Origin of the sequence: Nocardia sp. 852002-20019_SCH5090214, assembly GCF_001665865.1 — a bacterium.
Lineage (GTDB): Bacteria > Actinomycetota > Actinomycetes > Mycobacteriales > Mycobacteriaceae > Nocardia > Nocardia nova.
In genome coordinates this window covers 43353-68541 of record NZ_LZMK01000221.1, presented here as the reverse complement: position 1 = coordinate 68541, position 25189 = coordinate 43353, and the positions used below count along the sequence as shown (strand labels likewise).

Genomic DNA, 25189 nt, shown 5'->3' with positions numbered 1-25189 from the left:
CCAATCTCATAACGCGATATCAACGGGAAAACTCCGGCGATAGTCGCACATTCGAGCCTATGATCTGATTCACTAGAACTGACCAATAAAGGTCAATAAGTTAGCTGATTTTGGTATCAGACGAGCAGCCTACGAACCTCGTCACAGGAGAAGCCCCCCATGCCCTTGCAGGACCACCATCAGATCGTCTCGGTCGACGACCACCTCATCGAACACCCCCGTGTGTGGCAGGACCGCCTCCCGGAGAAGTTGAAAGACCGCGGCCCCAAAATCGTCGAAGTCGACAACAAGCACGTCTGGCACTACGACGGCGACATCTTCCCCACCGTCGGACTCAACGCCGTCGCCGGCAAACCCCCGGACCAGTGGGGACTGGACCCCGTCCGCTACGAAGACATGATCCCCGGCTGCTACGACCCCGCGGCCAGGATCAAGGACATGGACGTCGACGGAGTCGAAGCCGCGCTCTGCTTCCCCTCCTTCCCCGGCTTCGGCGGCGGAGTCTTCCACCGCGCCAAGGACAAAGAGCTGGCCCTCCTCGCCGTCAAAGCCTGGAACGACTACCACGTCGACGAATGGTGCGCGACCGCACCCACCCGGCTCATCCCCATGTCCCTCATCCCCACCTGGGACCCCACGCTGGCCGCCCAGGAGATCCGTCGCACCGCTGCCAAGGGCTCACGCACGATCACTTTCCCCGACTCCCCCGTGCCCCTCGGATTGCCCTCGTTCCACGACAAAACCTACTGGGAACCTGTCTGGGACGCCTGCGAAGAGACCGGACAGGTCCTGTCCCTGCATTTCGGCTCCGGCTCCTACGTTCCCGGATTCTCCTTCTCCGGAACCAAAGCAATCCCAGGTCAGGTCGTCCTGCCCGACGCACCCTTCGCCGTGGCCATCACCATCTTCTCCACGAACCTCATGTGGTCACTGACCGACCTCTTGTTCTCCGGCGTCCTGCAACGCCACCCGAAACTCCAATTCTCCCTCGCCGAAGGCGGCATCGGCTGGATTCCCTACATCCTCGAACGCGCCGACTTCGTCTGGGAACGCCACCGCCACTACCAGCCGATCGACTTCGACACCCGCCCCTCGGACCTCTACTTCAAGCACTTCTGGGGCTGCTTCATCGACGATCAATTCGGCGTGGAAAACCGCCACAAGGCCGGGATCGACCGCATCATGCTCGAAATCGACTACCCGCACTCCGACTCCAACTGGCCCAACAGCCGCAAACGCGCCGCCGAAGTCCTGGCCGACGTCCCCGACCACGAAGTCGAAATGATCACCGAGACCAACGCTCGCCGCATGCTCAACTTCCCCCGCGCCTGACGACGATCGGCATTCACGCCGCAGCACAGCGGTACGTTGCCGCCCGGGTGCGCATCGGCGAACCGGGCGGCGGCCAACTGCCGAGACCTACGGTTGTCCGGGCAGTAACCGCACGAACAGGGCCTCGGCCACGGCGCACACGTGCGCACCGTCGAGCAGCCGGCCATTGACGAATGTCTTGCGGCCTTCGACCCGATCGATGGATGCCTCCACGCGCAGGGGTCGGTCGATCGGTGTGATGCGGCGGTAGTCGACTTTCAGATAAGCGGTGCGCGAACCCGGTTGGGCCTTCATCCCGACGAATATGCCGAGCAGATCGTCGAACAGCAGCGGGATCTGACCGCCGTGAACCGCACCGTTGCCGCCCAGGTGCGCATCGGTGAATCGGGTGGCAGCCACCAGCCGGGTCGCGTCGACCTCGGTGATGACATACGGGATCAGCGACGGATGCGTCACCGCCGGGGTCGGACGCCGATGTGCCGGACGCTGCTGCTCCGGCACCCGGTAGCCTTCCAATTCCGCTGACGTGCGTGCCAATTCGCGAACCACACGACGTATCACGTCCGGGGGCGGGTCCGCCGCACAGACGGCGGCCTGCAACCCGCGGACGGTCTCGGCCAGTTCGCCGTAGTCCGACGTCGTGCGATCGTGGGTTGCAGAGAATTGCGAAACCATCTGCGGCGCTTACCGATTCGGCTTGATCAGCCGGTCGGCGATCATCGAGATGTCGGCCCGGAAGTCGTCGATACCGCGGCTGCCCGGCTCGATGGTGATCCAGGTGACCCCGGCATCGGCGTACTCGGGCAGCAGCGGCTGCACCGCGTCGCAGAATGCGGTGCTGTCCCCGCTATGCAAAAGGTTGGCCTCGAACGGCACGAAGGAGACATCGAGCACGGACTTCCCCAGCTCCGCGCGCCGGGTATTCTGCTCGCCGATCATCGTGCGTAGCGTGCCGATATCCTCCAACGGCGGCGTCCGGGTGATCGCGGCCATCTCCGCGGACTGCCCCATCGGCAGCCAGCCGTCGCCGAGTTCGACCGCGCGGCGTCGGGCCGCGGTGCTGTTACCGCCGATCCAGATCGGCGGACCGCCCTGCTGCTGTGGGGGCGGCAGCGAAATATGGCCTGCCGCACCGAATTGCGGGCCCTCGTGGTCGACTCCCGACCACGTTGCCCGCATCGCCGCGATGGCCTCGTCGAGCAGTGCGCCGCGATGCGCGAAATCGGCTCCGAGCGCCTCGAATTCGGACTTCAGATAGCCAGCGGCCAGGCCGAGTGTCAGCCGCCCGCCCGACAGCAGATCCAGTGACGCCGCCGATTTCGCGCCCAAATACGGACTGCGATATCCCGCGACCATCACATAGGTGATCAGGCGCAGCCGGGTCGTGGCCTGGGCGGCGATGCTGAGCGCCACGAACGGGTCGAAGGCGTGATGGCCGCCGTTGGCCAGCCATTTCTTGTCCGGATACGGGTGCTCGCTGACCGACAGACCGTCGAATCCGGCATCCTCCACGAACTTCGCCACGGCGCCGAAGTCGGATTCGCCGATCCAGCGCGGGTAGTGCTTGACCGCCCGCATCGGGAACATCAGATTGAATTTCAGGCTCACGGTATCGCTTTCAGTCGAGCAGTTTCCGGGCGACGACGACCCGCTGCACCTCGGTCGCCCCCTCCCCCAGACGTTTGACGCGTAGATCCCGGAACCACCGCTCGAGCGGCAGTTCGTCGGCCAGGCCGAGCGCACCGTGAATCTGGATGCACCGGTCGACCACGCGGAACGCGGCCTCGGTGCCGTACAGTTTCGCGATCGACGCGTCCACCTTGACGTCCTTGCCGAGATCGGCGTTCCAGGCGGCCTGATACATCAGCAGCCGTGCCGCGCGCAGCTCGACTTCGCTGTCGACCAGCATCCATTGGATGCCCTGCTTGTCGGCGAGCTTGCCGCCGAACACATCTCGGTCCTTGGCCCAGCTGCAGGCCATCTCCAGTGCGCTCTGGGCGATGCCGATCGGCCCGGCCGGATAGAGGATGCGGCCATGGATCAGGAAGTCACTGGCCAGCGCGAAGCCCTTGCCTTCGGCCCCGATCAGATTCTCGGCCGGGATCACCGCATCGTCGAAATGCAGTTCGTAGGGCGCGAAGGAGGCCATGACACCGATGCGGCGGAACGACAGTCCCGGCGTGTCCTTCTCGACGATGAAGCACGAAATGCCGTGCCGCCCTTCGCCGGTGCGGGCGTAGACCACGCCCCAGTCGGCGTTCTCGGCGTGGCTGGTCCACATCTTCGTGCCATTGAGCACATAGTGGTCGCCCTCGCGCACGGCCTTGAGGGTGATCGCGCGCGCCGGGTCCGAACCGCCCGAAGCCTCGCTGATCGCCGTATATGCCTTGGTGGCGGTGCCATCGATGATGGGCTGGGCATATTTCGCGAACTGTTCCGGAGTCGCCTTGAACATCACGTTCGGCGGGTTGCCGCCGAAGGCGCCCAGCGCCGGAAAGAACGCGCCCATACGGCATTTGGCGGCCTCCTCGGCCACCACGACCTGTCCGAGGACGCTCAGTCCGGCGCCGCCGAATTGCTCCGGCGTCTGCAAAGCCCACAACCCCAGTCGACGGGCCTTGTCCTGCAATGCGATCAACTGCTCGCGCGGCAGCCCGGCGGCATCGTGTGGAAGCTGTTGCTCGAGGGGGCGCACCTCGGAATCCATGAAGCGGCGCACGGTCTCGCGCAACAGCCGGAACTCCTCGGGCAGCTCCCAGGCGCCGGTCACCTGGGGATCGTCGATCCGGTCGGAGATCAATGCGGACATCGGATACTCAGCCCCGCGCGGCGGCGCGATAGGCCCGCGCGCTCTCGAGCTGCGGCACGTGGTTGGTCTCGTACCGCTCGATCCACTCGGCCGGCAGCTTGCCCCACGCCTCGCCGATGCGCAGCCGCTCGCCGGGGTTGAGGATTTCCGCTGCGACCACGTCGCCGACGAAGATGGTGCTCTCCTCGACATCCAGGGTGGCCATCACCCGAGTCTCGACGTAGCTGTGCGCGTCGAGCAGGATCGGCGCACCGGTGACCCCGGTCTTGGTGCGCAATTTCGAGATCTTGTCGCCGTCGCGGCCCGAGCTGCCGCCCAGCGTCATCAGAATGTCGAGCGACGCGTCGAGTTGCTCCGGCACCGCGCTCAGCAGATGCATCACGAAGATGCCGGAGCTGAGCACCATGTCGTGGGTCTTGTTGTACTTGGTGAGGCTGACCGTGGCCCGTGGCAGTTCCGGCACGATGCTCATCGAGCCCGCGGACAGGCTCATCAGGCCGTTGGCGAATCCGCCGTCGATCGTCGTGACCGCGACCGGGAACGGACGCAGGCCACCGAGGACCTTGTTGGCCGCATCGACGTCGATAGTCATGTCGTTGTTTCCTTTCGGGATGTCCGGCGGGCTACGCGCGCGCGGGCAGTGATGAATTCAGATAGCCGAGGAGGTTCGCGGTGAACACATCGTTGTCGTCGCCGGCCACCATGTGGCCGACCTCGCGGACGTCGATCACCTCCGAATGCGGGATCAGTTCCCGTAATTCGGCGACCCCCTCGTCCGATACGACGTCGGACAGTTGGCCCCGCACCAGCAGCACCGGGCAGGTGATGCGTTGGGCGGCCGCCTTGGCCCGCTCGTAGACCTGCGGGCTCACCGGCCGGTCGTCGTCACCGTCGGCCGATCGCATCATCGCCGGGTCCCAGTGCCAGTACCAGCGGCCCTCGCGCAACCGCAGATTCTTGCGCAGCCCCTCGACACTCGACGGCCGCGGGCGATGGGGGTTGTAGGCCGCGATTCGTGCGGAGGCCTCCTCGAGCGACGCGAAGCCATCCGGCGCGCTCTGCATGAACTCGCGAACCCGGCGACCGCCGCTGACCTCGACGCGGACTGCGATGTCGACCAGAACGAGTGCCTGCGCGAGCGATGCGTCCTCACCGGCCGCGATCAGGGAGATCTTCCCGCCCATCGAAGCGCCGACAAGGGCGACGGGCAGTCCGGGATTCGCCCGCCGGATAGGGGCGAGCAGCTCGCGCAGATCGTCGACCAGGGCGGCCACACTGTAGTCACCGCCGGGATGCCAGTCGCTGTCGCCGTGCCCGCGCAGATCGATCGCATACGAGACCCAACCGGCCTCGGCCAACCGGATTCCGGTGCGCCGCCAGGAGTGCCGCGTCTGGCCACCGCCGTGCAGCAGCACCACCACGCCGCGCCCGTCGGCGTGATCGCCGGCCCAGCGATCGGCGGCCAGGCGCACTCCGGCGCCCGGCAGACTGTGCTCGAGATGACGCACCGAGACTGCTCCCTTCCGTACCACCGACGACGGCCGCGAGCCGACCGCCCCGTTCGGGCGCACGCACCCGGCGACGGGTTCACCAACCATATCTGACAAGAATGTCAATAAACAGGAACAATCACGACACCTTCGGCACCTCGATCAGTACCGCCCCGGCCTGACCACCGCCCGCACACATTGCCGCCACGCCGTATCCGCCACCGCGACGCCGCAGCTCGTACATCAGGGTGACGACCATGCGGGCACCGCTCGCGGCGACCGGATGGCCGAGGCTACACCCACTGCCCGCAGTGTTGACGAGTTCGTCATCTATGCCGAGTTTCTTGCAGGCGGCCACCGGCACGGAGGCGAATGCCTCGTTGATCTCCCACAGCGCCACATCGGATGCGGCGATCCGGCCCCGCTCGAGCACCTTCGGGATCACATCCAGCACAGCCAGTCCGGTATCGGCCGGGTCGATCGCGGTGGACGCCCACGCCCGCACCGTCGCCAGCACCTCGACGCCCTGTGCCTTCGCCACCTCGGCGCTGGTGACAACCACCGCGGCGGCGGCGTCGTTGATCCCGCTGGCGGTGCCCGCGGTAACCGAGAAACCCTCGATCTCCGGGTGCAGCACCTTCAGGCTCGACAGTTTCTCCAGACTGGTGTCGCGGCGTGGATGCTCGTCGACGGCGAATTCGATGCGCGAGCCGTCGGCCTGCAATGCCTGCACCGGCACGATCTCGTCATCGAAGACCCCGGAATCGATGGCCTTGACCGCACGCTGATGTGAACGCAGCGCCCAGGCGTCCATTTCCTCGCGGGTGATGCCCACGGCTTTGGCGGTGTTCCAGCCGACCGTAATGGACATGTCCTGATTCGGCGCCTCAGCGGTGTCCGGGTGCGAGGGCGGCATCCACTGGCCGGTGAACTCGGCGGTGGTCCCGGGAGTGCGGAATTGCTGCAGCGGCGCCGTGGACTGCGAATTCGTGCCACCGGCGATGATCACCCGCTCGGCGCCCGCGACGATCTGCGCGGCGGCGTTGCCGATGGCGGTGAGGCTGCCCGCGCAGTGACGGTTCACCGCCTGTCCGGGCACCTGCGGCAAACCCGCGGTCACCGCCGCATGGCGGGCGATATCGCCGCCGCCGTAGTTGGACTCCGCCAGGATGATGTCGTCGACCTGCTCCGGAGCCAGGGTGGAGCGCCGCAGCGCCTCCTTGACGACGGTCTCGGCCAGTTCCATCGCGGTGGTGTCACGCAGCGTGCCCTTGAACGAGGTCCCGATCGGGGTGCGCGCACCGGCGACGATGACGGCCTCGATCTTGTTCGAATCTGTCACTGTTGATCGTCCTTCTAGTTGGAGAAGTGGCTTGTGCTCAGCCGAGGGTGAACGGATCACGGGTCCGGCCGCTGAGTTCCACCCAGACGGCCTTCGTCTCGGTGAAGTCCTTGACGGCGTCGATCCCGTTCTCGCGGCCGATGCCGCTCTCGCCGATACCACCGAAGGGCACGCTCGGGGCGACCGCGCGATAGGCGTTGACCCAGACCGTGCCGGCTCGCAGGGCCGCCGCGACGCGGTGCGCACGATGCACATCCTTGGTCCAGACCGATCCCGCCAGACCGAATCGGGTGCCGTTGGCCGCCGCGACGGCCTCGGCCTCGTCGGCGAAGGTGGCCACCGCAAGGACCGGACCGAAGATCTCCTCGGCGACCACACTCATCCGCGGCGTGACATCGGTCAGGATGGTCGGCCGCACGAAGTAGCCGCCGAGTTCGGGGACCGGCGTACCGCCGCTGGCGACCGTGGCCCCCTCGGCGCGGGCACTGTCGAAGTAGGACAACACCTTCCGGTACTGCGGCTCATTGGACACCGGCCCCATCTCGGTGGCGGGGTCGCGCGGATCGCCCAGCACGATCCGCTCGGCGCGGGCGACGAGTTTGCCGACCAGCTCGGCGGCCACGCTCTCGTGCACCAGCAGCCGGGAGCCGGCCAGGCACGTCTGCCCGGTGGCGGCGAAGATCCCCGCGACGATGCCGTTGGCGGCCGCGTCCAGGTCGGCGTCCGGGAATACCAGTTGTGCGGATTTGCCGCCCAATTCGAGGCTGACCCGGGTCATGTTCGCGATCGCGGCCTGCCCGACCTTGACCCCGGTGGCGGTCGAGCCGGTGAAGGCGATCTTGTCCACCCCGGGGTGAGCGGCCAGTGCCGCACCGGTTTCGGGCCCCCACCCGGTCACCACATTGACGACTCCCGGCGGGAATCCGGCCTCGTCGAACAGCCGCGCGAAGGCCAGAGTGGAGGCCGGGGTGTAGTCGCTCGGCTTGATCACGAAGGTGCAGCCCGCCGCGAGCCCGGCCGCCAGCTTCCAGGTCAGCAGCAGCAGCGGCGAATTCCACGGGGTGATCGCGCCGACCACGCCGACCGGTTCGTGCCGGGTGTAGACGAAGTAGTCCGGCTTGTCGGTCGGGATGACCTCGCCCTGCACCTTGTCGGCCAGGCCGGCGTAGAAGCGGTAGTAGTCGGGCAGCGACCGCATCTGCCCGGACATCTCGCGCAGCAGTTTTCCGCCGTCGCGCACCTCGAGTTCGGCCAGCCGGTCGGCCTCGCGCTCGATGAGATCGGCCAAGCGCCACAGCAGTTTCCCGCGCGCGGCGCCGGACAACGCCCCCCACGGCCCCTCCAATGCGGCCCGCGCGGCACGCACCGCACGGTCCACATCTTCGGGCCCGCAGTCGGGGACCCGAATCCACGGCGAGCCGGTGTAGGGGTCGAGGGATTCATAGCTGCGCCCGGATTCGGCGCCGCCTTCGACGCCTCCGATCACGAGCGGCAAACTGCTGATCTTGTCTGTTCCGGTGCTGGTCACGACGGTCTCCTGATTCCTCGGTTCAGCGCAGACGCGGGGTGCGCTTGTTGACGCGCGAGTCGGTGCGCCCGTCGCCCGGATTTCCGATCTGGGTGTAGGACAGGCCGTTTCGCAGCGCGATCGACGGGTTCATCTCCAGCGCTTCCCAGATGGCGCGCACCGTCCCCTGGATCGCCTCCGGGCGCCGCGCGGCGATCTCCTCCGCGAGTTGCCTTGCGCGCGAACGCAAGTGCCCTGTATCGACGATCTCCGTGACGATGCCGGACCGCAACGCCGTCTCGGCCGTCATCCGTTCGTCGCTACCCAGCAGCGCCCAGCGCAGCACCTCGCCGAGCGGAATCCCGCGCGCCAGCATGCCGATCGGCTCGAGGGCCGAAACCATGCCGCCGTTGGCGTGCGGATCGAAGAAGGTGGCCTCCGAGGAGCAGATCACGATGTCGCATTCGTTGATGAAGTACATCGCGCCACCGGCGGCCATACCGTGCACCGCGCAGATCACCGGCTTCCACACCCGATGCTGGCGCGGTCCCAGCGACACCCCGGGATCCTCCTGATTCCACCGGCTTTTGTGCTTCCACCACGCGCCGCCCTCGAGATCGATACCGGTGCAGAAGGCACGCTCACCGTTGGCCTGCAGGATCGCCACGCGAATATCGTCGTCGTCGCGCACCCGCTGCCACACCCGCGCGATCTCCTCGGCCATCACCTGGTCGAAGCTGTTGAGGCGGTGCGGGCGGTTCAGCGTGACGGTCGCGACATGGCCGCTGACCTCGAACTCGATCGTGGTGAACGATTCGGCGACCACATCCTGGGGGGTCTGCCCGTTTCCCGGCGTCGCAGCCGTCGCGGCTCTCGTGTCGCTCGCCGGCATCATGTCGGAAAACCTTTCGCGCAGTGCGGGTTTGGCGATCTTGCCGAGGGAATTGCGCGGCAGCTCGGTCACGATCTCGACCTGTTCGGGGTACTTGCGCTTGTTCAGCGACGTGCCGCTGAGAAAGACGCGCACCGACTCCAGGGTCGGCGGCGCGCTCGCATCGCGGGGCACCACGACCGCGCAGACCCGTTCCCCGGACCCGGTGTCGGGCACGCCGATGACGCACACGTCGGCGATCGCGGGATCCGCGATCAGCGCTTCCTCGACCTCTCGGGCGGGGATGTTCTCCATCTTGCGGACGATGATGTCCTTGAGCCGGCCGGTCACGGCCAGGCAGCCGTCGGAGTCCAGATATCCCAGATCGCCGGTGCGGAAGTAGCCGTCGGCGTCGAGCGCCTCCGCGTCGCGGGTGGAATCGACGTAGCCGCAGAACAATTGGGGCCCGCGCACCCTGATCTCGCCGATCTCACCGACCGCGGCGGCGGTCTCGTCGGCGCGCACGATCCGCACCGACCCGCCGGGGCCCGGCCGGCCCTCGGCGACGGCGTGCTGTTCATCGGTGTCCGACGGCGAGCCCCACGTGATGTAGGGACATTCGGTCATTCCGTACCCGGAGATGACGCCGACACCGCCGAGCAGTTCGCGGGCCTGTTCGTGCTGATCGCGCGGGCGGGGCGACCCACCGGCGAGCGTCGCGCGCGACTTCGGGAACAGCGGGGCCACACCGCGTTCGCGTGCGATCCGCAGATATTCGTTGGTGAACGGCAGGCCGGATCCGACGAGCGTGACCTCCTCGTCGATGAGCAGATCCGCCAGCCGTTCGGGAACGAATTTCCGCGCCCCGACCACCAGCACATGCCCGATGATCAGCGCGTGCAGCAAATGGGCCACGCCGCCGATATGGGCGAACGGTGCCAGCGCCGCACACCGGTCCTCCGGTCGCGGGCCGACATTGGCGATGAACGTATCGGCCGCGGCCAGCAGCGTGCGGTCGGTGTGCTTGACGCCCTTGGGAACTCCCGTGGTACCCGAGGTGTAGAAGATCCACCGCACCCCGGGGCCGAAATCGGCCGGTGGCCGCGGCGGCAGCGCCGGCAGCGCACCGCCAGCGGGATCGGCGGACAATACGTGGATCGCCGGCGCCTGCTCCTCGGACCCGAGCGCGGCGGCGAACGCCTCGGCCGCGAAAACCTCTGTGACGATGAGCAATCGGCTGTGCAGGCGGCCGGTGATACGCGCGACCTCCTCGGCCCGCAACATCATGATCAGCGGATTCTGCACCGCCGCGAGCTGGGCGAGCGCCATCGACAGCGCCATCGCCTCCACCGTATTCGGCAGCTGCCAGGACACCACGTCACCGGCCCGAACACCGGCGCGGCGCAGAGTCTCGGCATAGGAGGAGACGAGGTCGCCGAACTGCCCCGCGGTGAAGCGGCGCCGGTCCTCGTCGACGAGCAGGGGCGCCTGGGGTGTGGCGGCGGCGCGCCGGCGCACGAGCTCGCCGATCGCCTCGGCCGCGAGTGGCGGGGATGCTGTTGTTTCCATGACCTACTCCGCCACGACTCGAAGATCTTCGGCGATCCGGCGTTTGAGAATCTTGCCCGCCGGGCCGAGGGGGAATTCCGACCGGTAGACGAAGCGGCGGGGCTGTTTGTATCCGGCCAATTCGGACCGGCACAACGCCTGCAGTTCGGCGGTCAGTCCGTCCGGATCGAATCCGTCGCGGGCGATGACCGCCGCGACCGGCGTCTCCCCCCATTCCGGATCGGGTACACCCACCACGGCGACCAGTTCGACACCGGGATGTTCGCCGATCACCCGCTCGATCTCAGCGGGGTAAACGTTGAAGCCGCCGGAGATGATCATATCGGTCTTGCGTCCCGTGATGTGCAGGTAGCGTTCGGAATCCAGATATCCGAGATCGCCCGACCACAGACCGGTGGGCCGGAAAGTCTCGGCGGTCTGCTCCGGCCGGTTCCAATACCCGATGGCGTTGGCGTCGCTGCGGATCACGATCTCACCGATCTCCCCGGCGGGCAGCTCGTTGCCGTCGGCATCGACGATGCGGATCGAGCACATCGGCGTCTCCTGACCGCAGGAGGTCAGGATCGAGGTCTTGCCCGCCACCATGTCGCGGTGGTCCTGCGGAGTGAAAATCGTTGCCTGCCCGCCACATTCGGTGAGGCCGTAGCGCTGCTGCAGATCGCAGCCGAGCAGATCCATGGCCTTGCGCGCCAGCCCGGGCGGCACCGGTGCCGATCCGTAGCTGATCCGCCGCAGGCTCGACATGTCGCGGGCCGGGCCTTCCTCGAGGATGCGCAGGGTGCGCTGCAGCATGGTCGGGATGAAGGTCGTGAACGTGACCCGGCTGCGTTCGATTTCGTCGATGACGGCCTGCGGGTCGAACTTGCGGTGGATCACCATCGTCTGGCCCAGATAGGTCCACGACAGGGTGCGCACACTGCCCCCGGCGGTGAAGAACGGCGTGGTCGCCAGAAAGACGTCCGACCGGTTGCTCTCGGTGACCAGCGTGGTGTCGATCGCCTGGGCCAGCAGGTTGCGGTGAGTGTTCACCACGCCCTTGGCGCGCCCCGTCGTACCGCTGGTGTAAAGGATGTTGACGATGGCGTCGGGGTGCAGGTCCGCGGGCGCGGGATCGGTGGGCGCGGCCTGCGCCAGCGTGGTCTCGTAGTCCGGGTGCCCGCTCGCACCCGCCGACCCGATCTCGAGCACGGTATCGAGATCGTCGAGTTCGGCGCCGAAGCGCTCCACCTGGTCGGTGTGGATCACCGCCGCCCGCGCCGAGCAGTCGTCGCGCAAGTAGGCGAGTTCGTCGGGCGCTAGCCGGACATTGACCGGAACCACGACGAGTCCGGCCTTGGCGATCGCGAAGACGATCTCCGGCCATTCGGCGCAGTTGCGGGCAATGACCAGGACTCGGTCACCGGTGACCAGTCCCTGCGCGCGCAGATGGTTCGCCAGTCGCCGCGCGCGGTCGTCGACCTGCGACCACGTACGCATGCAATCGGATTCGATGACCGCGGCCTTGTCCGGATACCGGCGGGCGTTGTTGGTAGGGATATCGCCTACGAGCACTTTTCCTCGCAAATGTGTTGTGGCTCAGCCGGTTACGTCGGAGCACTAGATAAGAAAGGCCAAGGTTTCGACCGGGCCCGCGGCGTTGACCAGGTGGACCGTCTTGGCGACCAGTCGCAGGCCCTCCTCGGTCCGTCGGATGCGATGCACGACGCGACCGGCCCAGATTCGCTGGGTGTAGCGGTATTCGAACAGCGCGAAATTCGACGCGACCGTCACCACGCCATCCGATTCGTCGGTGACCTCCATATTGGCGAGCATGCGGCGCATCACCGAGGGCGGTGTCTGCGAATGCCGATGGCCGGTGTTCAACTGCGCCACACGACTTTTGATGCGGCGACGGTTGTCGTGGATATAGGCCAGATTGACCGCCGGATCGTCCTCCGGACGCATCGGGACCCAGTAGAGCGCGTCGTCGGCCCACAGCGCTTCCCACTCGGAATAACGGGCCTCATCAGCCAGGCGCGCCTCCAGATAGAGGAACGCCTCGATGTCCGGATCGGGCACGCGCAACGGTTGCGGGGCCGCGATCGAGGTGTCGGCGGAAGCCTGCGCGGTGGTCATGTCCTAGATCTCCTGTCCGACGACGGCCGCCCACTGCCGGTAGAAACCGCGCTGCGGGGTCTCGGCGCTCTTGTCGCTGTTGACGATTCCGGTTTCGTCCTCGGTATCGGTTTCGATGCCGCGGGCCAGCACCAGCCAGTCCGGCTTGCGGGCGGCGAGCCCGGCCTGGTTGCGCATGCCGATTTCGCCGTCGTCGGCGATCAGGAATCCGGACGGCCCCATCGCGCCCTCCGCGCGCCGGAGCATGCGCTGATTCATCTCCTGCTGGCCCGGGAACAGCGCGGCGGTCGTGTAGGCGACCGTCTCGTCGGGCGCGATCGGCTCGACGTACATGATGTTCATCTCGGCGAGGAACAGATTCGGCCAGATCAGCGTGTGCGGCGGCCCGACCACCAGCGAGTCGTGGGTCTTCTCGGCGCCGTAGGCCGATTCCAGGTCGGCGATGTATTTCGGCAGCTTGGCGCGCGGAATCCGGCCGTACCAGACGAATTCCTCGTCGAGCTTGCGGTATTCGGCCGAATAGTCGATCTCGGAATGGCCGTTGCCCATATCGCGGACCACGACGTCGACCTTGGTGGGAATGTGGGACACCTTGGCCGGGCGGATCGCGTCGTAGACCGAGGCGTGGGTGAACAGGGCGTGATAGCCGTCGACGTTGTTCTCCACCACCATCTTCCAGTTGGCCCGGTGATGGTGCTTCATCCAGTTGGCACGCAGGTCGATCGTGCCGGTCGGCGACAACGCCAGCAGGCGGTCGATCGCGGTGGTCGCCCGGCCGAGATGTTCGGTCAGCGAAATACCCTCGGCGGCAAGGGAAGCGAAGATGAATCCGCGGTAGCTTTCGACCCGCGGCACCGCCGCGAGCCCCAGTTCGGAACGGACCTGCCGGAAGGTCTCACCGTAGCCCTCCCGCATCGGAACCGCACTCAGCGCCCCGGTGTTGCTGAAGGTCCAGCCGTGATAGGGGCAACGGAACGAGGAGGCACTGCCCTTTTCGGCATTGCACAGTTTGTTGGCCCGATGCGTGCACCGATTCAGCAGCACCCGGATCTCGCCGTCGCGGCCGTGCACCACGACCACCGGATCGGTGCCGATCCGGCGAGTCAGATAGTCGCCCGGCTCGCTGACCTCGCTCTCGTGCGCCACGTACACCCAGCCGCGGCGGAAGATCGTGTCCAGCTCCCGCTGGAATATCTCGGGTGAGGTGTACACCGACCCGTGCACTCGATCGTGTCGTACGACCGTCGAGACGTCGAAGTCCGCCGTCACCGCGGCCGGTTCGAGTGTGGTCATGAGGGTTCCTCCGAAATGGGGTGAGCGGTGGATTCGTGGGCCGGCGCCGGCAGTGGGACGGCGGCCGGAACGGCGACGCCGCCGAGCCGGCGGAATCCGATGGCGACCGGGTCGCCGATGCCGAAGGCGACGTCGGTGCGGTCGCGAGTGGTCATGATCAACCGGTGCCCGCTGGCCAGTTCGACGTCGAGGATGGGGTAGGGCGCGTCGGTGCGGACCAGTCCCGGCTCCAGCCGGTGCATCACCGTGACCGAGTGCACGGTTCCGCTCGATTCGACTGTGCGCCAGGATGTTCGGGCCGATGCGCAGTCATCGCAGATGTGCTGATCGAGGTCTTTCGGGATGCCGCAGTCGGCACAGAAGGGCAATGCGAGCTGATCGTAGGAGGCCGCGGTGTAGAACGGCTCGAGCAGGGCGTCCCCCGCGTCCGGCGCCAGGCTGGGATCGAGCAGCCAGTCGAGTCCGAGTGCCGTGGTCATGCCGCACGCTCCAAGATCAATGCCGCGTGATGGTCGACCCGGCCGCCGATCCCGCCCACGAGGGCAGTCACGGCATCGGGCACCTGCCGCTCGCCGCCCGCGCCGCGCAACTGCACGATCGCCTCGGCCAGCGGGGTCATCCCCTGCAGATAGAAACCGGACAACTGGCCGCCGCCGGTATTGGTCGGCAGCGCTCCGCCGGGACCGATACCTCCGGCTCGGACGAACTCGGACACGGGCTGTGCGCCGGTGAGCCGATATTCGTCGAGCAGGATCAGGGTGACAACGGAGAACGGGTCGTAGAGCTCGGCGATATCGAGGTCGCCGCGCGACATCCCCGATTGCTCGAGCGCGTCGTCGACGGCGCGCCGGCCGCCGCCGAACCAGGACTCACGTCCCGCGCGGCGGCGACGGATCGGATGGTGGCGTCCGATGCCACGCACGATGAGCCGCCCGTCCGCGCCGACCGCCGGATCCGCGCTGACGATCACCGCGACCGCGCCGTTCACCGGCCGGGCACAGTCCAGCCGCCGCAGCGGGTCCGACACCATCGGACTGTCGTAGTAGCCCTGCTCCTCGAGGGGGGTTCGCACGACCGCGGCCGGATTGCCGAGCGCCCAGCCGCGCGCGGTCGTCACCACCCGGCACAGATCGGCCTCCGAGGAGTGGGTGGTGTGCAGCCAGCGCCGGGCCAGCAGGGCGTAGGTCGGCACCGATCCCAGGACACCGGAGGCGCGTTCCAGACCGCGAGGCCCGGCATTCCCACCGCTGTGCGCATAGGCCGATCCGGCGCCCTTGTCCGCGACCAGCGGTGCGTCGGCGAAGACGCAGAGCACGGTGGTGGCCGCACCCGTCTCGATCGCCAGTTGCGCGCGCTGCACCATGGCGATGGTCGTGGCACCCTTGATCTCGACGTGCTCGAGCAGGCGCAGATCGCCGAATCCGGCTTGGGCGGCGAAGCCCACGCCCAAGCGGTCCGGGCGCACACCCTGCGAGGAACCGACCAGGACGCCGTCGACATCGCGGTGTTCGATGCCGGCATCGGCGATCGCCGCGCCGGTGGCCTCGACGGCCAGCTGCAGCGGGGTCCCGCCGGGCCGCACCGACATCTCGGTCATGCCCAGACCGGCGATGGCGACGCTCGGCGCGCTCACCGCGAATCCCCCACCGGCGCGCGGTGCGGCGAGCGCTCGTCGCGATAGGTGCCCACTCGCAGCCAGTTGTCACGGTCTTCGCTGGTGGCCAGACAGAAGCAGGCCAGTTCCAACGGCGACAGGAAGATCCGCGCCCCGCTGTCCAGATCCTCCACGAGCAGGCGCGGTCCGTTGCCGCTGGTATCCAGGGAGATCCGGGCGGCAGCGAACTCGTTGGCCAGTACCGCCAACTCCCGCCGCCGGATGGTGCGGCCTTCCTCTGCTGCAGACATGTTCCTCGATAACCCGATCGTTGCTGGTCTGATACCGGACGGCGCCGGTCTCCGCCGCCCATTCGCCCGGCGGCCACTTCAAGTATTAGCGTATACGACTGTCAGAAACAAGAGACGCTAGATCGCCTGCCGATATCGCAACCTTCCAGATGCGCGCAGCTCAGAGGCATTGACGTAGGACGATAAGAAGATGAACACTATGGACAGATTAGGCGCTTACCGCAGCACCGACGGAGGGCTCGCATGACGCAGACACCGACCATTTCCAGCACGCAGGACTACCGCAGCATCTGGGGCTACCTGCGCGAACTCGACTTCCGCCAGGCATTCCTCGACATCGGCGGGGTGCGCACCCGGACAGCCGAGGCCGGCTCCCCCGACAAACCGCACGCGATCCTGCTGCACGGCACCGGCGGGCACTGGGAGACCTTCGCGCCGAATCTGGCCGCACTGAGCTCGCAGTACCACTGCGTGGCGATCGACATGGTCGGCAACGGCTTCTCCGACAAGCCCGACTACGACTACGAAATCGCGGTCTACGTGCGCCAGATCGTGAGCGTCATGGACCACTTCGGCATGGACAGCGCACATCTGATCGGGATGTCGCTGGGGGCCTGGGTCGCCTCCGCGACCGCCGTCGCCCATCCCGGGCGGGTCGGCAAATTGATCCTGATGTCACCGGCCGGTTTCGAAGCCTCCGAATCCAATATGGCCCGTATCCGCGCCGAGCGGACCAAGGCGGTCGAGGATCCGAGCTGGGAGTCGATCCACAAGGTCTTCGAACATCTGATTGCCGAGGAGCACAATCGAATTCCCGATCTGATCGCCTTGCGCCGCGCCATCTACCAGCGCACCGACACCCGGGAGACGATCGATCGGCTGCTGATCCTGCAGGACCCCGCCGCGCGCGACCGCAATCTGATCACACCGCCGCAGTGGGCCGGGATCGCGGCGCCGGCGATGATCGTCGCCTCCGGCCGCGATCACGGGGTCTATCAGGACACCGCCCGCAGGATCGCCGAGCTGATCCCCGACTCGCAGATCTTCGAGATGCCCGATGTGCGGCACTGGCCACACTTCGAGGATCCGGAGACCTTCAACCGGGCGGCACTGGAATTTCTCGGGAAGTGACGAACAGGATGCTCGAACCTGATTCCGTCGCCGATCTCGCCCGGCAGCTCCATGAGGCCGCGCGCACAAGGGTGCCGATTCGCCAGCCCTCGCTCGTCCATCCCGATATGACGATCGAGGACGCCTATGCCGTGCAGCGCGCCCTCATCGACCTGGAGACGGCCGCGGGGCGCGGCGTCCGGGGACGCAAGATCGGGCTGACCTCCAAGGTGATGCAGCGCGCGGTGTCGATCTCCGAACCCGATTACGGCGTGCTGTTCGACGACATGTTCTTCGATGACGGTGCGGTGGTCCCGGCGGGCCGGTTCATCCGTCCTCGTATCGAGGTCGAATTGGCGTTCGTGCTCGGCGAGCAGCTCGCCGGCCCCGGCGTCACGCTGTTCGACGTGCTGCGGGCCACCGAATTCGTCACTCCCGCACTGGAAATCCTCGATGCCCGGGTGCAGATGAGCGATCCCGATACCGGGCGAACCCGCACCATCGTCGACACCATCGCCGACAATGCCGCCGATGCGGGGCTCGTCCTGGGCGGACGGGTGATCCGCCCGCTGGATACCGACCTGCGCTGGATCGCGGCGCTGCTGCTGCGCAATGGAACCATCGAGGAGTCCGGTGTGGCGGCGGCGGTGCTCAATCATCCGGGCAACGGCGTCGCGTGGCTGGCGAACCGGCTCGCACCCTTCGGGGAGGTGTTGCACGCGGGCGAGGTGATCCTGTCCGGTTCCTTCACCACGCCGGTCTTCGCCGAACTCGGTGACAGTTTCGTCGCCGATTTCGGCCCGCTCGGCACGGTGTCGTGCGCATTCGAAAGGCCCGCACCATGATTCGCAATCGCTGGCGGCAGGCCCTGGCCACCGGACGGACCCAGATCGGCATGTGGGTGGTGGGCGCCAGCCCATATTCGGCCGAGATCTGCGCCGGGGCCGGACTGGACTGGCTGCTCATCGACCAGGAGCACGCGCCCAACGATCTGCGCTCCACATTGAGCCAGCTGCAAGCGGTCTCGGGCTATCCGGTCGAGGTGCTGGTCCGCCCGCCGTCGGCCGATCCGGTGTTGATCAAGCAGCTGCTCGATCTCGGGGTCACCGATCTGGTGGTGCCGATGATCGAATCGGCCGCGGCCGCGCAGGCGGTGGTCGCGGCGACCCGCTACCCGCCCGCCGGTATTCGCGGGGTCGGCAGCGCTTTCGCCCGCGCCTCCCGCTGGAATCGCATTTCTGACTATCTGACCACTGCGGACAGCTCGATTTCGGTCACCGTTCAGATCGAGTCCGCGGCGGGTCTGGCCGAACTGGACAAGATTGCCGGGGTCGAGGGCGTCGATGCGGTCTTCATCGGCCCGGCCGATCTCGCGGCCTCGCTGGGCTATCTGGGCAAACCACAGGCGCCGCCGGTCGTCGAGGTAATCGAGGAGGCTTTGCGGACCCTTCACGGTGCGGGCGTGGCCGCCGGCGTGAACGCGTTCGATCCAGCCACCGCCCGGCGATACATCGCCGCCGGCGCGTCGTTCGTTCTCGTCGGCGCCGACGTGACACTGCTCGCACGTGGTGCCGAGGCCTTGGCGCAGGCCTACCAGAACGACATCCAATTTCCGACCCCGCACAACATCTGACAGTCATGTCACTTATCCTGGACGTGCCGGACCGGCAACGAGGAAAGGGCTACCGATGGATTTGGACTTCACGAAGGAACAACTGGAGTTCCGCGAGGAGGTCCGCACGTGGCTGCGCGAGCACAAGCCCACCGAGCCGCGGCCCCGCGATCACGCGGGCATCCGGGAATTCGATCTGGCCTGGCAGCGCACCCAGTGGGACGGCGGCTGGGCCGGAATCGCCTGGCCCCGCGAATACGGTGGCGGCGGCCTGACGCTGCTGCAACAGCTGATCTGGTACGAGGAGTACGCCGCGGCGGGACTGCCCGGCATCGACGCCAACTTCGTCGGCCTCAGCCACGCGGGTCCCACCCTGATCACCCGCGCCGCCCAGGAACACAAGCAGTTCCATCTGCCCAAGATTCTGCGCGGCGAGGTCGTGTGGTGCCAGGGATTCTCCGAGCCCGACGCGGGTTCGGACCTGGCGGCGTTGCGTACCAGGGCGGTACTCGACGGCGATGAGTTCGTGGTCAACGGCCAGAAGATCTGGACCAGCTTCGCCGCCTGCGCCGACTATCAGGAACTGCTCGTACGCACCGATGCCTCGGGATCCAAACACCAGGGCATCACGTGGCTGATCTGCGATATGCACAGTCCGGGCATCGAGATCCGCGCCATCGAGACGATCGAGGGCGGCGCCGACTTCTGCGAGGTGTTCTACGACAATGTGCGCATCCCGGTCTCGAATGTGGTCGGTGAGGTCGGGGACGGCTGGAGCGTGGCCATGTCGACGCTGTCGTTCGAGCGCGGCACCGCTTTCACCGCCAATCAGGTGCGCCTGGCCAAGGTCGTCGAGGATCTGATCGAATTCGCGCGCGATCACGTCGGGCCCGACGGTAAGCGGCCGGCGATCCTCGACGACGAGATCGCCCGCCGCCTCGCCACCGCCCGCGCCTCGGTCACCTCGCTGCGGGCCATGACCTATGCCGGCATCTGCCGGGCCATGCAGACCGAGACGCCCGGACCGAAGGGATCGATGCTCAAACTCTTCTACGGCGACCTCGCCAAACAGGTCGGCGCGCTGGCCATGGACATCGTCGGCCCGGACGCGCTGCGGCGCACCTCGCGCTGGGACCGCCACGGCTGGGTCGGCAACTACTTCTACTCGTTCTCCCAGGCCATCGGCGGCGGCACCTCCGAAATTCAGCGCAACATCATCGGCGAGCGCGTGCTCGGCCTGCCGCGGTAACCAGAAAGCAGCCAGTCATGAACCTTCTACCAGCAGCCGAGCAACTCGAACTCGTCGCTGCCGCAACGGATTTCCTGCAGACACGGATGCCCATCGAGGAAATTCGCCGCCGCGCGGACGCCGACTCCGCGGTCGATACCTCGGTGTGGACCGAAGGGGCCGAACTCGGATTCCTGAGCCTGGGCCTGGCCGAGGAATACGGTGGGGCGGGCCAGTCCTTCGACGATGAGGCACTGCTGTTCGTCGAGCTGGGCCGGCACCTGGCCACCGGCCCGTTCCTGGCCTCCACTCTCGGCGCCCGGATCGCCGCGTTCTCCGGCGACGAACAGCTGTGCCGGCGCATCGCGAGCGGGCAGGCTCGGGTGGGCACGGCCCAGTTGCGGGGCGACGGATCGGTCACGTCGGGCGGATTCAAGGGCACCTTCGACCTCATCGATACCGCAGGGTGCAGCCATCTGCTGCTGGTCACGCGGCACGGTTCGGCGCTGGTCGCGGCCGAGCAGTTCGGCGAGACGACCGTCCTGGACTGCGTCGACCCCGGCACCCGGCTCGCCACCGCCACCGTCACCGCGGGTGAGGTGACACACTGGCTGCCCGAACGGGCCGATTCGACCTGGCTGCGCGCGGTGGTGCTGTCGTCGGCCTTCCTCGCGGGCCTGGCCGACGGCGCGGCGGCGCTGGCCACCGAACATGCTAAGACCCGGATTCAGTTCGGCCGGCCGATCGGCGTCAACCAGGCGATCAAGCACATGTGCTCCGATATGGCCGTGCGCACCGAGGCCGCCTTCACCCAGGTCTGTTTCGCGGCGGTGTGCCTGGCCTCGCACCGGCACGATGCCCCGGCGCAGGCGCTGGCGGCCCGCACGGTCGCCGCGAACGCGGCAATCGACAACGGCGCCAATGGAATTCACGTCCACGGCGGCATGGGTTACACCTACGAGCACAACGCGCACCTGTACCTCGAACGCGCGCACGTCTACCGGCACCTGTTCGCCGAACCGTCGGAGGTACTGGCGGAACTGCTCGCCCAGGACCTCGCCCAGGACGGTGTCGCCGCATGAGCCGCAAGGTCGCCATCGCCGGTGTCGCCCTGTCGGATGTAGGCCGGGTGGAGGACAAGAACGCCTACGAACTGATGGCTCAGGCCAGCGCGCGCGCACTCGCCGAAACCGGACTGACACCGCAGGACATCGACGGCCTCGGCTCCACCGGCCAGGGAATGCTGCCGCCCACCGACGTGGGCGAATATCTCGGCTTGCGGCCGCGCTGGATCGATTCGACCTCGGTCGGCGGCGCCTCCTGGGAGGTGATGGTCTCGCATGCGGCCGACGCCATCGCCGCCGGTCACGCCGACGTGGTGCTGCTGACCTATGGTTCCACCGCCCGTGCGGATCTGCGAAAGGGGTTGCGCACCGCCAATATCAACTGGGGCGCGCGGGGACCGCTGCAATGGGACGCACCCTACGGGCACACGCTGGTGTCCAAATACGCCATGGCGGCGCGGCGGCACATGTTCCAGTACGGCACCACCATCGAGCAGCTCGCCGAGGTGGCGGTGTCGGCGCGATTCAACGCCGCCGACAATCCGGAGGCGTACTACCGCGACCCGATCTCCGTCGAGGACGTGCTGTCCGGGCCGATGATCGCGGATCCGTTCACCAAACTGCACTGCTGCATCCGCTCCGACGGCGGCGCGGCCGCCATCCTGGTCGCCGAGGACCGCGTACCGGACCTGAAATCGGATCCGGTCTGGGTACTCGGCTCGGCCGAGGCGACCTCTCACATGCTGACCAGCCAATGGGAGGATATGACCATCGGCCCGGCTGCGGTCACCGGTCCGCTCGCGTTCCGGCGCGCGGGTCTGACACCGGCCGATGTCGACGTCGCCGAACTGTACGACGCGTTCACCTACATGCTGCTGCTCACCCTCGAAGATCTCGGATTCTGCGGTAAGGGCGAGGGCGGCGCTTTCGCCGAGAGCGGCGCGCTGCGCCTGGGCGGCGCCCTGCCCACCAACACCGACGGCGGCGGCCTGTCCGCGTGTCATCCGGGCCAACGCGGGCTGTTCCTGCTGGTCGAGGCGACCCGCCAGCTGCGCGGTGCGGCCGGGCCCCGCCAGGTACCCGGCGCCGAGATCGCCTGCGTGAGCGGCACCGGTGGCTGGTTCTGTTCCAGCGGGACGGTGTTGCTGGGGGCGAACAAACCGTGACCGCCGCCGAGATCCTCGCGCCGCTGGACGCCGGCGCCTTCGCCGATACCGTCGAATTGCTGGAGGCGGCGGCGCTCGTGCACGGATTCCGCGACGCCTACGTCGAGGCCGACGGCACCCGCATCAGCTTCGCGGACTGGGTCGCGCGCGCCCGCGCCGTGGCCCGTCAGCTGTCCTCACACGGCGTCGGGCGCGGCGATGTGGTCGCGCTGATGCTGCCCTCCGGGATCGACTACGCGGTGTGCTACGCCGCCACGGCGATGCTCGGCGCCGTCACCACCGGATTGAATCCGCGCCTGGGGCCTCGTGAGATCGATGCCGCACTGCAGCAGGCGGATCCGGTCCTGGTCGTACGCGCCGCCACCATGCCCGCGACGGGTCGCGACATCCCCGAACTCGCCGCCTCGGAGCTGACCCGCGAACTGCTGCGGCACGCCGCCACACCATCGCGGACGATCGGCCGCGATGCCCCGGTGTCGATCGTCTTCAGCAGTGGCACAACAGGATTGCCGAAAGGTGCCTGGTTCGACGCGAACAATCTGGCCGCCTCGGCACAGGCGGCCGGCGCGATGAGCGCACCTTATGACCGGCGCCTGACCTCCACGCCCTTCGCGCACGTCGGATATATGTCCAAACTGTGGGACCAACTGGTCTGGGGCATCACCCTGGTGATCGCGCCGGTGCCCTGGTCGGCCGCGGCGATGTTCGACGTCCTTCGCGCGGAACGGATCACCGTCGCGGGCGCGGTGCCGACACAGTGGGCGAAATTGCTGGAACTGCCCGCGCTCACGCCACAGTCACTGCCGCACCTGCGCATCGGTGTGGTCGCGACCGCACCGGCTTCACCGGCGCTGGTCCGGCAGACGACTGAACGCATCGGAGCGCCGCTGGTAGTACGGTATGCGATGACCGAATCGCCGACGATCTGCGGGACCGAGCCCGGTGACCCCCCAGAAGTGTTGTACCGCACCGTCGGGCGGCCGCAGACCGGCGTCGAGGTCGCGATCACCGATGCCGGCGGAGCGGCGCTACCGGCCGGACAGATCGGCCGGGTACGCATCAAGAGTGGTTGTTCGATGCGCGGGTACTGGAACGACCCCGAACTCACCGCGGCCGCGTTCGACGAGCAGGGCTACCTGATCAGCGGCGATCTGGGACGCTTCGACGCCGTCGGGAATCTGGTCCTGGCCGGTCGATCCGGGGATATGTACATCCGCGGTGGGTTCAACGTTCACCCGGTCGAGGTCGAACAGGTCCTGGCCGAACATCCCCGCGTCCGCGCCGCGGCCGTGGTGGGCCTCGCGGCCGAGGTGATCGGCGAGATCGGGGTGGCATTCATCGTCCCGGAGGATCCGGACGCACCGATTTCCCTTGCCGAACTTCGGGATTGGGCCAAGGCCAGGCTGGCCGACTACAAGGCGCCCGACCATCTGATCGTGGTCGGCGACCTGCCGCGCACCGCGATGTCCAAACTCGACCGCCATCGCCTGCGGCAGCTGGCCGCCGACAATCCGCCCCCGCCGAGAAGGAAGGCACCATGAGCATCCACCAGCGCATTCACATTGCTCTCGACCAGTGCGAAGGACACGGTCAGTGCGCCGCCGTCGCGCCGCGGCTCTACGAACTCGACGACGACGGCTTCGCCCTGCGTGCCGACTTCGAGGTCGCGCCCGAACTCGTCGACGAAGCCGACTCCGGGCGCACGGCCTGCCCGATGAGCGCCATCCGGTGGCGCGAGGACTGATCCGCCACAACGACCGAAGGCCGGGACGCGGTAGCTGGTGTCTACACCAGCCGCGTCCCGGCCTTCGGTCGTTATCGGCGTATTTCCGCTAGCCGCCCAGGCGCAGGCCGGGAGCCCGGGTGCCGAAGATGTCGGTCCCCAGGACGACGCCGAGTTTATCTGCGTCCCAGCGCTTTCCGCCACTGGACACCGACGCCGCCGAGGTCCAGCCGCGCATCAGCTGGATGGTGTCACCCAGCGCCCGCACGACCTGCCCGCTGACGTGGGCGGCCTCGGGACTCGCCAGCCACGCGACCACCGGCGAGCCCAGCGACGGGTCCTTGGGATCGAATTCGTCCTCGCCGAGTTCCCCCGGCTCGATCGGCGCCGCGGCCCCGGACATCGTCGCCGACATGCGAGTGCGGCCGCCGGGGCTGATCGCGTTGACCGTGGCGCCGATCGAGGCGAGCTCGAGACTCAGCGTCTGGGTGAGGCCCACGATGGCCGCCTTGGCGGCACTGTAGTTGGTCTGGCCGAAGTGTCCGTGCAACCCCGCGCCCGAGGTCGTATTGATGATGCGGCCGTACACCTTCGCGCCGGTCGACTTCGATTCCTCCCGCCACTTGCGCGCCGCTGCCCGGCTGGTGAGCCAGGTGCCGCGCACATGAACTCGCATCACCGAGTCGAAGTCGTCGGCACTCATATTCCAGATCGCGCGGTCGCGAACGATACCGGCATTGTTGACCACGATATCGAGCCGGCCGAGCTGGGAATACGCGCGCTCGACGAGCAGATCGATCTGTTCTTCATCGCCGACATCGCTGAAATCGGAGATCGCCTTGCCACCCCGGTCCTCGATCAGGCGTACGACCTCGTCGGCCACCTTGCCTGTTCCCTCACCGGAAACCGACGTTCCCAGATCGTTGATGATCACCGTGGCGCCGTGTTTGGCCAATTCCAGGGCGTGCCCGCGCCCGATGCCGTGTCCGGCTCCGGTCACCAACGCGACCTTTCCGTCGAGCAATCCGCTCATCTGGGCGATCCTCTCCTCAT

Annotated in this window: 24 protein-coding genes and 1 pseudogene; 9 read left to right on the top strand and 16 right to left on the bottom strand. The window is 67.4% G+C overall.

The features are described 5' to 3' along the window. The first annotated feature begins 159 nt into the window (after nt 1-159). Nucleotides 160-1332 (top strand): amidohydrolase family protein, encoded by a 1173-nt coding sequence (locus A5780_RS18080; protein ID WP_064909041.1) that lies wholly within the window; start codon nt 160-162, stop codon nt 1330-1332. 87 nt (nt 1333-1419) lie between these two features. On the opposite strand, the gene A5780_RS18075 is transcribed toward A5780_RS18080, so the two are convergent. The 15 genes and pseudogenes from A5780_RS18075 to A5780_RS18010 form a co-directional block, all read right to left on the bottom strand. Beyond that, nucleotides 1420-2007, bottom strand: a complete 588-nt coding sequence (locus A5780_RS18075; protein WP_064909040.1) for a PaaI family thioesterase — start codon at nt 2005-2007, stop codon at nt 1420-1422. 9 nt (nt 2008-2016) lie between these two features. After that, complete coding sequence (locus A5780_RS18070) at nt 2017-2940, bottom strand: LLM class F420-dependent oxidoreductase (protein ID WP_197521785.1); 924 nt, start codon at nt 2938-2940, stop codon at nt 2017-2019. A gap of 10 nt (nt 2941-2950) precedes the next feature. Next, entirely contained in the window at nt 2951-4141 is a 1191-nt protein-coding gene (locus A5780_RS18065) for an acyl-CoA dehydrogenase family protein (protein WP_064909039.1), read from the bottom strand. Nucleotides 4142-4148: 7 nt separating this feature from the next. Continuing rightward, on the bottom strand, nt 4149-4733 hold the full coding sequence (locus A5780_RS18060; protein WP_063009641.1) for a flavin reductase family protein: 585 nt from the start codon (nt 4731-4733) through the stop codon (nt 4149-4151). 31 nt (nt 4734-4764) lie between these two features. After that, nucleotides 4765-5649, bottom strand: a complete 885-nt coding sequence (locus A5780_RS18055; protein ID WP_231982998.1) for an alpha/beta fold hydrolase — start codon at nt 5647-5649, stop codon at nt 4765-4767. 121 nt (nt 5650-5770) lie between these two features. Next, on the bottom strand, nt 5771-6973 hold the full coding sequence (locus A5780_RS18050) for a thiolase family protein (RefSeq protein WP_064909038.1): 1203 nt from the start codon (nt 6971-6973) through the stop codon (nt 5771-5773). Between the two features lie 37 nt (nt 6974-7010). Next, a complete protein-coding gene (locus A5780_RS18045; RefSeq protein ID WP_063009645.1) occupies nt 7011-8501 on the bottom strand; it encodes an aldehyde dehydrogenase in 1491 nt (496 codons plus the stop codon). A gap of 22 nt (nt 8502-8523) precedes the next feature. Continuing rightward, nucleotides 8524-9306, bottom strand: a complete 783-nt coding sequence (locus A5780_RS41960; RefSeq protein WP_223273616.1) for an enoyl-CoA hydratase/isomerase family protein — start codon at nt 9304-9306, stop codon at nt 8524-8526. A gap of 117 nt (nt 9307-9423) precedes the next feature. After that, nucleotides 9424-10920 (bottom strand): annotated as a pseudogene (locus A5780_RS41955) (class I adenylate-forming enzyme family protein); the annotation flags it as partial. Nucleotides 10921-10923: 3 nt separating this feature from the next. Continuing rightward, a complete protein-coding gene (locus A5780_RS18035) occupies nt 10924-12471 on the bottom strand; it encodes a class I adenylate-forming enzyme family protein (protein ID WP_064909036.1) in 1548 nt (515 codons plus the stop codon). Between the two features lie 45 nt (nt 12472-12516). Then, the gene (locus tag A5780_RS18030; protein ID WP_063009652.1) at nt 12517-13035 is read right to left on the bottom strand and encodes an aromatic-ring-hydroxylating dioxygenase subunit beta; all 519 of its coding nucleotides are present in this window, start codon (nt 13033-13035) and stop codon (nt 12517-12519) included. 3 nt (nt 13036-13038) lie between these two features. Further along, nucleotides 13039-14328 (bottom strand): aromatic ring-hydroxylating dioxygenase subunit alpha, encoded by a 1290-nt coding sequence (locus A5780_RS18025; protein WP_082856635.1) that lies wholly within the window; start codon nt 14326-14328, stop codon nt 13039-13041. Continuing rightward, nucleotides 14325-14807: a Zn-ribbon domain-containing OB-fold protein gene (locus A5780_RS18020; RefSeq protein ID WP_064909035.1), complete on the bottom strand. Its 483-nt coding sequence runs from the start codon at nt 14805-14807 to the stop codon at nt 14325-14327. Before A5780_RS18020 ends, A5780_RS18025 begins: the two co-directional genes overlap by 4 nt. Beyond that, a complete protein-coding gene (locus tag A5780_RS18015) occupies nt 14804-15925 on the bottom strand; it encodes a thiolase family protein (RefSeq protein ID WP_064909065.1) in 1122 nt (373 codons plus the stop codon). Before A5780_RS18015 ends, A5780_RS18020 begins: the two co-directional genes overlap by 4 nt. A 32-nt stretch (nt 15926-15957) precedes the next feature. Beyond that, entirely contained in the window at nt 15958-16233 is a 276-nt protein-coding gene (locus A5780_RS18010) for a hypothetical protein (RefSeq protein WP_064909034.1), read from the bottom strand. 243 nt (nt 16234-16476) lie between these two features. On the opposite strand from A5780_RS18010, the gene A5780_RS18005 reads away from it, so the two are divergent. From A5780_RS18005 to A5780_RS17970, 8 genes are read left to right on the top strand one after another with little or no spacing between them, the layout of a single operon-like run. Beyond that, entirely contained in the window at nt 16477-17364 is an 888-nt protein-coding gene (locus tag A5780_RS18005; protein WP_064909033.1) for an alpha/beta fold hydrolase, read from the top strand. Between the two features lie 8 nt (nt 17365-17372). Continuing rightward, the gene (hpaH, locus tag A5780_RS18000; RefSeq protein WP_064909032.1) at nt 17373-18188 is read left to right on the top strand and encodes a 2-oxo-hept-4-ene-1,7-dioate hydratase; all 816 of its coding nucleotides are present in this window, start codon (nt 17373-17375) and stop codon (nt 18186-18188) included. Continuing rightward, nucleotides 18188-18976, top strand: a complete 789-nt coding sequence (locus A5780_RS17995; protein WP_304528423.1) for an aldolase/citrate lyase family protein — start codon at nt 18188-18190, stop codon at nt 18974-18976. Before hpaH ends, A5780_RS17995 begins: the two co-directional genes overlap by 1 nt. A gap of 55 nt (nt 18977-19031) precedes the next feature. Beyond that, nucleotides 19032-20204, top strand: coding sequence for an acyl-CoA dehydrogenase family protein (locus A5780_RS17990; protein ID WP_063009663.1), 1173 nt, complete (start codon nt 19032-19034; stop codon nt 20202-20204). Between the two features lie 17 nt (nt 20205-20221). Beyond that, nucleotides 20222-21265, top strand: coding sequence for an acyl-CoA dehydrogenase family protein (locus tag A5780_RS17985; protein WP_064909030.1), 1044 nt, complete (start codon nt 20222-20224; stop codon nt 21263-21265). Then, on the top strand, nt 21262-22413 hold the full coding sequence (locus A5780_RS17980; protein WP_064909029.1) for an acetyl-CoA acetyltransferase: 1152 nt from the start codon (nt 21262-21264) through the stop codon (nt 22411-22413). Before A5780_RS17985 ends, A5780_RS17980 begins: the two co-directional genes overlap by 4 nt. Continuing rightward, nucleotides 22410-23954, top strand: coding sequence for a class I adenylate-forming enzyme family protein (locus tag A5780_RS17975; protein ID WP_231982997.1), 1545 nt, complete (start codon nt 22410-22412; stop codon nt 23952-23954). The genes A5780_RS17980 and A5780_RS17975 overlap by 4 nt, the downstream gene beginning before the upstream one ends. After that, nucleotides 23951-24157, top strand: coding sequence for a ferredoxin (locus tag A5780_RS17970; RefSeq protein ID WP_063009669.1), 207 nt, complete (start codon nt 23951-23953; stop codon nt 24155-24157). Before A5780_RS17975 ends, A5780_RS17970 begins: the two co-directional genes overlap by 4 nt. Before the next feature lie 88 nt (nt 24158-24245). On the opposite strand, the gene A5780_RS17965 is transcribed toward A5780_RS17970, so the two are convergent. Next, nucleotides 24246-25169: an SDR family NAD(P)-dependent oxidoreductase gene (locus tag A5780_RS17965; RefSeq protein WP_064909028.1), complete on the bottom strand. Its 924-nt coding sequence runs from the start codon at nt 25167-25169 to the stop codon at nt 24246-24248. Nucleotides 25170-25189: the final 20 nt, after the last annotated feature.